General features: G+C 76.3%; 6 protein-coding genes. All 6 read right to left on the bottom strand.

Going from position 1 to position 5,489, the window contains the following annotated elements; all coding sequences use genetic code 11:
* Positions 1-150 precede the first annotated feature (150 nt).
* A complete protein-coding gene (locus tag RH94_RS21615; protein ID WP_073949148.1) occupies positions 151-1,563 on the bottom strand; it encodes a V-type ATP synthase subunit B in 1,413 nt (470 codons plus the stop codon).
* A complete protein-coding gene (locus tag RH94_RS21610; RefSeq protein WP_073949205.1) occupies positions 1,560-3,314 on the bottom strand; it encodes a V-type ATP synthase subunit A in 1,755 nt (584 codons plus the stop codon). The genes RH94_RS21615 and RH94_RS21610 overlap by 4 nt, the downstream gene beginning before the upstream one ends.
* Positions 3,311-3,850 carry a hypothetical protein gene (locus RH94_RS21605; RefSeq protein ID WP_073949147.1) on the bottom strand — a complete coding sequence of 180 codons (540 nt, stop codon included), beginning with the start codon at positions 3,848-3,850 and terminating at the stop codon, positions 3,311-3,313. Before RH94_RS21605 ends, RH94_RS21610 begins: the two co-directional genes overlap by 4 nt.
* A complete protein-coding gene (locus RH94_RS21600; RefSeq protein WP_234425940.1) occupies positions 3,847-4,074 on the bottom strand; it encodes a V-type ATP synthase subunit F in 228 nt (75 codons plus the stop codon). Before RH94_RS21600 ends, RH94_RS21605 begins: the two co-directional genes overlap by 4 nt.
* Positions 4,075-4,085: 11 nt before the next feature.
* Positions 4,086-4,505, bottom strand: coding sequence for an ATP synthase subunit C (locus RH94_RS21595; protein WP_073949146.1), 420 nt, complete (start codon positions 4,503-4,505; stop codon positions 4,086-4,088).
* On the bottom strand, positions 4,490-5,489 hold a 1,000-nt coding region (locus tag RH94_RS21590), incomplete at its 5' end, for a V-type ATPase 116kDa subunit family protein (RefSeq protein WP_234425939.1). The genes RH94_RS21590 and RH94_RS21595, both read right to left, overlap by 16 nt.

Raw genomic sequence — 5,489 nt, 5'->3', positions numbered from 1 at the left:
CGTCCGCCGTCCGTCTCAGCTCCCGTTCCCGGTCCAGCAGCAGCCGGAGCTTGCGTTCCAGCAGGTCCGCTCCGCGCAGCGCGGTGCCGAGGCTGTGCCGCAGCCGCAGCCGGCCGGCCCGCCCCGGGGGCACCCGCGGTCGCCGGGGGCTCATGGCGGCGTGCCTTCTCCGCCCGGGTGGTCGTCCCCGGCTGCCCGGTGGGCGTCGAGAAGAGCCGCCGGGATCATGCCGAGCTGGCTGGGCGGCAGGGTCAGCAGCGCGTCCCAGGCGCGGTCCAGAGCCTCGTCGAGCGGCCGGTTCTCGTCCGTGCCCTGGGCGAGGAACCGGTGCAGGAAGGCGTCCTCCAGATCCAGGTAACGGCGGTCGATCGCACTGAGCGCCGGACGGCCGACCAGGTCGGCGAGCTCCCGCACCTCCCGGGCACGGGCCAGCGCGGCGATCAGCTGCGCCGCGACAGGGGGATGGTCCTCGCGGGTACGGCCCTTTCCCGCCCCCTTGCGCATCAGGCGGGACAGCGAGCCGAGCGGGTCGACGGGCGGATACGTGCCGCCGGCGTGGACCTCGGCCGACAGCACGATCTGGCCTTCCGTGATGTAGCCGGTGAGGTCGGGCACGGGGTGGGTGATGTCGCCGGCGGGCATGGTGAGCACCGGCAGCACGGTCACCGACCCGGGACGCCCCCTGATCCTGCCGCACCGCTCGTAGAGGGACGCCAGGTCGCTGTACAGATAGCCGGGATAGGCCCGCCGGGCCGGGATCTCGCCCCGCGCGGCGGACACCTCGCGCAGCGCCTCCGAGTAGGCCGTCATGTCCGTCATCAGCACCAGGACGTGGCGGCCCTCCTCGAACGCGAGATGTTCGGCGACCGTGAGCGCGAGCCGCGGCGTGAGCAGCCGCTCGATCACCGGGTCGTCCGCGGTGTTGAGCAGCAGGACCAGCTCCCCGGCCGCGGAGCGTTCGGCCAGCCCGTCGCGGACGAACGCCGCGTCGGCGTGCGTGAGCCCCATGCCGGCGAAGACGACGGCGAACGCCTCGCCGCCGCAGGTCGCCTGGGCGGCCACCTGGACGGCCAGCTGGAGGTGGGGCAGCCCGGCGGCGGAGAACACGGGAAGCTTCTGCCCCCGTACGAGGGTCGTGAGGACGTCGATGGCGCCCACACCGGTCAGCACCGCCTCGGTGGGCGGCTCCCGGCGCACCGGGTTGATCGGCGCGCCGCCGACCGGGGCGTCCACGGGGCCGAGCACCGGCGGTCCGCCGTCGGCGGGTTCGCCGCGCCCGTTGCACACCCGCCCCAGCCAGCCGGTGCCGACCGGGATCCGCAGCGGTGTGCCCGAGAACGCGATGCGCGTGCCGCCCGGGTCCATCCCGGCCGTGTCCTCCAGCACCTGGACGACCGCCAGGTCCCGGTTCACCTCCAGGACGAGCCCGTGCCGGCGCTCACCGGAGTCCAGGACGATCGTGGCGAACTCGTCCCAGCCCACCCCGCTCACCCCCTCGACGACCATGAGCGGGCCGTGCAGATCCCGCACCCGCGTGTACTCGATCCCGCCGGGTGCGCTCACCGCGTCCCTCCCAGCCGCTCCAGCACCGTGTCGCGGGCCGCCTCCACCGGAGCGCTCTCCCCGGGCCCCGCGTCCTCACGGGCCCGCAGCAGCGGGGTGAAGTCGACCGCCTCGACGGCGTCCGCGCGGACACCGGAGTCCACCAGTTCCACACAGCGGTCGACCACCGTCAGGACGGCCTCCACGAGGGCCGCCGTCTTCCCGGGCGTGCTGTAGGCGTCCGAGGGCGACAGCGCGTTCTGCTGGAGGGCCCCCTCGCGCAGCAGCCGGCCGGCGAGCACGCTGACCCGTTCCCGTGGCGGCAGGGCCGTGACACCGACCAGTTCCACCAGGTCGGCCAGCCGGTCCGCCTCCGCGAGCAGACCGGCCACCCGCGCCCGCCGCTCGGCCCACCGGGGGTCACCGGCCCGCGCGTGCGCCGCCGCCACCGCGGCGGTGTCGCGGGAGAACGACTCCGCCCAGGAGACCGCCGGATAGTGGCGTGCGTAGGCGAGGTCGCGGTCCAGGCTCCACAGGCAGCGCACGAACCGTTCGGTGTGGGCCGTGACCGGCTCGGTGCGGTCGCCGCCCGGGGGCGACACGGCACCGATGACGGTGACCGACCCCGTGGAGCCGCCGAGTGTGCGCACGGTGGCGGCCCGCTCGTAGAAGGCGGCCAGCTCCGAGGCGAGCCTCGCCGGATAACCCTCCTCGGCGGGCAGCTCGCCCATCCGGGAGGCGAACTCGCGCAGCGCCTCCGCCCAGCGGGAGGTCGAGTCGGCGATCACGACGACGTCGAGCCCCATGTCCCGGAAGTACTCGGCGACGGTCGTGCCCGTGTGCACGCTCGCCTCGCGGGCCATCATCGGCATGTTGGAGGTGTTGGCGATCGTGACGGTCCGGTCCGCCAGGCGGCCCCCGGTACGCGGGTCGGTCAGCTCGGACAGCTCCTCGATGACGTCGGCCATCTCGTTGCCGCGCTCCCCGCAGCCGACGTAGACGATCACATCGACGTCGCACCACTTGGCGATCTGCTGCAGCAGCATGGTCTTGCCCGTGCCGAAGCCGCCGGGGACGGCGACCGTGCCGCCGCGGGCCACCGGGAAGAGCAGGTCGACGGCGCGCTGCCCGGTGTGCAGCGGCCGGCCGGCCGGCAGCCGTTCCCTCACCGGCCTGGGTCTGCGCACGGGCCAGCTCTGGGCCAGCGGCACCTCGTGCCCGTCCACCACGGCGACCACGGTGTCCTCACTGTGGTGGCCGGCCGGCGCGACGCGCGTCACCACACCCGAGCGTCCCGGCGGCACGAGGACGCGCAGGGGCACCGCCGCCGCGATGTCCCCGAGGACGTCGCCCGCCGCGACCCGTGTTCCCTCGGCCACGCGCGGGGTGAACGGCCGGCCGCGGCCGTCCGGCTCCGTACCGGGCCCGCCCGGCAGGAGCATGTCCCCGGCGCGGGCGAGGGGGCGGAGCAGGCCGTCGAAGACACCGCCCAGCAGCCCCGGTCCCAGACGCACCGCGAGCGGTCCGCCCCGAGGTCTGGCCGGGTGTCCGGGCGCGAGGCCGCCGGTGTACTCGTACGCCTGGACGGTGACGACGTCGCCCTCGATGGCCACCACCTCGCCGGGCAGCCGTTCCTCGCCGAGCAGGACCATGTCGTGCATGGCGACGCCCGGGGCGCGGACGATCTCGACGAGTGGCCCGGCCACCCGCAGGACGTGTGCCGGCACGTCGCCGCCAGGACCTCGGCGCCGCGCGGCGGACGGGAGCGTCATGGCGCCCACAGCGTCTCGGCCCGTGCGCCGAGCCGTGCCAGGGCGCGGTCCGTGAGGGCGTCCGCCGTGAGGTCGACGCGGCGCCCGGGCGTCTCCGCCGTCACCCCGCCCCCGGCGGCGGCCGTGATCCGCGCGTCGGCCCCGAGCAGTGCCCGCGCCCGCTCCTCGAGCCGGGCCCGGAGAGCGGCGTCGTCCGCCAGCGCCTCCCGGACCCCGGCGCGGACCCTGCCGCGGAGGTCCGCGTAGACCTCGGCGCGTGCGGCGAGTTCCCGGCTCCACGCGTCCTGGCGGGCCCGTACCCGCTCCCGGGCCGCCTCGGCCGCGCCGTCCCGCGCGCCGTCCCGCCGGGCCTGTTCGAGCAGCGACGCCGCCTGCGCGCGGGCCGCCCGCAGCGTCTCGTCCGCGTCCGCCCGCGCCCGGTCCAGTACGGCGTCGGCGTCCGCCCGTGCCGCGCGGATCAGTTCGGCACGCACGGGTGCCAGCGCGTCGGCGGGGGCGTCCGGGGCGGCGTCGTGGCGGCCGGCGGGTGCGGTCATCGCGGCATCACCACGATCAGCGGCCGGGAGGGGTCCGGTTCCGTCGTGGCGGCCGGCTCCGCCTCGAGGACCTCGGCCGCCTCCGCGGTGAGGATCACCAGGGAGACCGTCGGCGGAAGCTCCCGCCAGGCGCGGCGGACGGCCTCGGGGCTCTCGGCGACCAGGACCCCGACCCCGGCGAGGGCCAGGCCGCCCACCCTGGTCCGCGCGCCGATGGCCGTCACCGTGCCCACCGTCAGGCCTTTCCGATCAGCAGGATCGCGACCACCAGTCCGTAGACGGCGATGCCCTCGGCCAGTCCCACGATCACCATGGCCCGGCCGAACATCTCGGGGCGCTCGCTGAGCGCGGCCAGCGCCGCGGCCCCGGTGTAGGCGACGGCGATGGCGGCCCCGATCGACGCGCCGGCCACCGCGATGGCGGCTCCGATCAGGGCGGAGCCGTTCACGGCACCCGACGCGGCGGCCTGGACGGGAACGGCCGCCCGCGCCGGGCCGGACAGCGCCGTCGCGACGAGCGCGCAGGCCCCGCCCAGCAGGACGAGATTCGTGGCCAGGAGCCAGGGGAACACGCGTTTCGTCCGGCGCCGCAGCAGCAGCCGCGCGGCGCCGAGCGCCGCGGCGAGCACGGGCAGGACCATCAGCCAGGTGAGCACGCGGCCACCTCCCTCTCAGCCTCGGCCGGTGCCGCCAAGGGAACGTGCCAGGGACGGAACGGGCGGCCCTCGGTCTCGAAGAGCCGCGAGAAGATCTCGTAGAACTCCAGCCGCAGCGCCTGCACACCGGCCACCAGGGCCTCGAGTGCGAACGAGGCGGCAGTGCCCACGGCGAACAGCGCCACCGCGCCGGCGAGGCCCGCGGCTCCGCGCCCGGCGAGGCCGGCGGTGCCGCGCCACACCAGGTCCGCGAGCGCGGCATGGGTGAGGCCGAACGCCGCGAGCCGGGCGAACGAGAGGGTGTTGGTGCCCGCGCGCACCACGACGTCGAACAGCCGCACCACGGTCTCGGCGAGCCCCGCGAAGCCGCCCGTCGTGGCCCGGAACAGCCCGGCCGCCACCAGCGCCAGCCCCACCGCGGCGAGCACCGCCCCGGGAACGGCCAGGTCCGGCCGGTGCAGGACCAGGCCCGCCGCGGACAGCGCGAACCCCAGGAAGAAGAGGAGACCGGCGCAGCCGGACGCCGCGTACAGCGCCTTGCCCGGCCCGCCCTCGCGCCAGCGGTTGACCGCACCGGCCGCGTGGGCGAGGGCCAGCAGCCCCGCGCCGAGGACGACCGCCGCGGCCAGCAGGCGCGCGGGGCTCGCCAGCGGGCTCAGCCACAGCACCGGCAGCACACCCGTGGGCCCGAAGAACTCGCCGTAGGCGACCCCGGCCAGCACGGCCGCCGATCCGGCGCCCGCGAGGAAGGGCCACAGACGGCGGTACCGCGCGAGCCCGCGCGGCCGTCCCAGCCGCAGCGCCAGCGCGCCGAGCAGCAGCAGGGCCCCGTGGCCCACGTCCCCGAACATGATCCCGAACATCGCGACGTACGTGATTCCGGCGGGCCACGAGGGGTCGACATCCGTGTAGGGCGGCGTGCCGTACGTCGTCACCAGCGGTGCGAACGACGCGGACGGCCCCGGTCTCAGCTGCGTCGGGGGG

Origin of the sequence: Streptomyces kebangsaanensis (assembly GCF_001906585.1) — a bacterium.
GTDB lineage: Bacteria > Actinomycetota > Actinomycetes > Streptomycetales > Streptomycetaceae > Streptomyces > Streptomyces kebangsaanensis.
This window is presented reverse-complemented; position numbering and strand designations above follow the sequence as displayed.

Excerpts from the sequence above, each read along its gene's own strand:
- RH94_RS21605 (WP_073949147.1), bottom strand. The coding sequence starts at position 3,850 with ATGACCGCACCCGCCGGCCGCCACGACGCCGCCCCGGACGCCCCCGCC.
- RH94_RS21610 (WP_073949205.1), bottom strand. The coding sequence starts at position 3,314 with ATGACGCTCCCGTCCGCCGCGCGGCGCCGAGGTCCTGGCGGCGACGTG.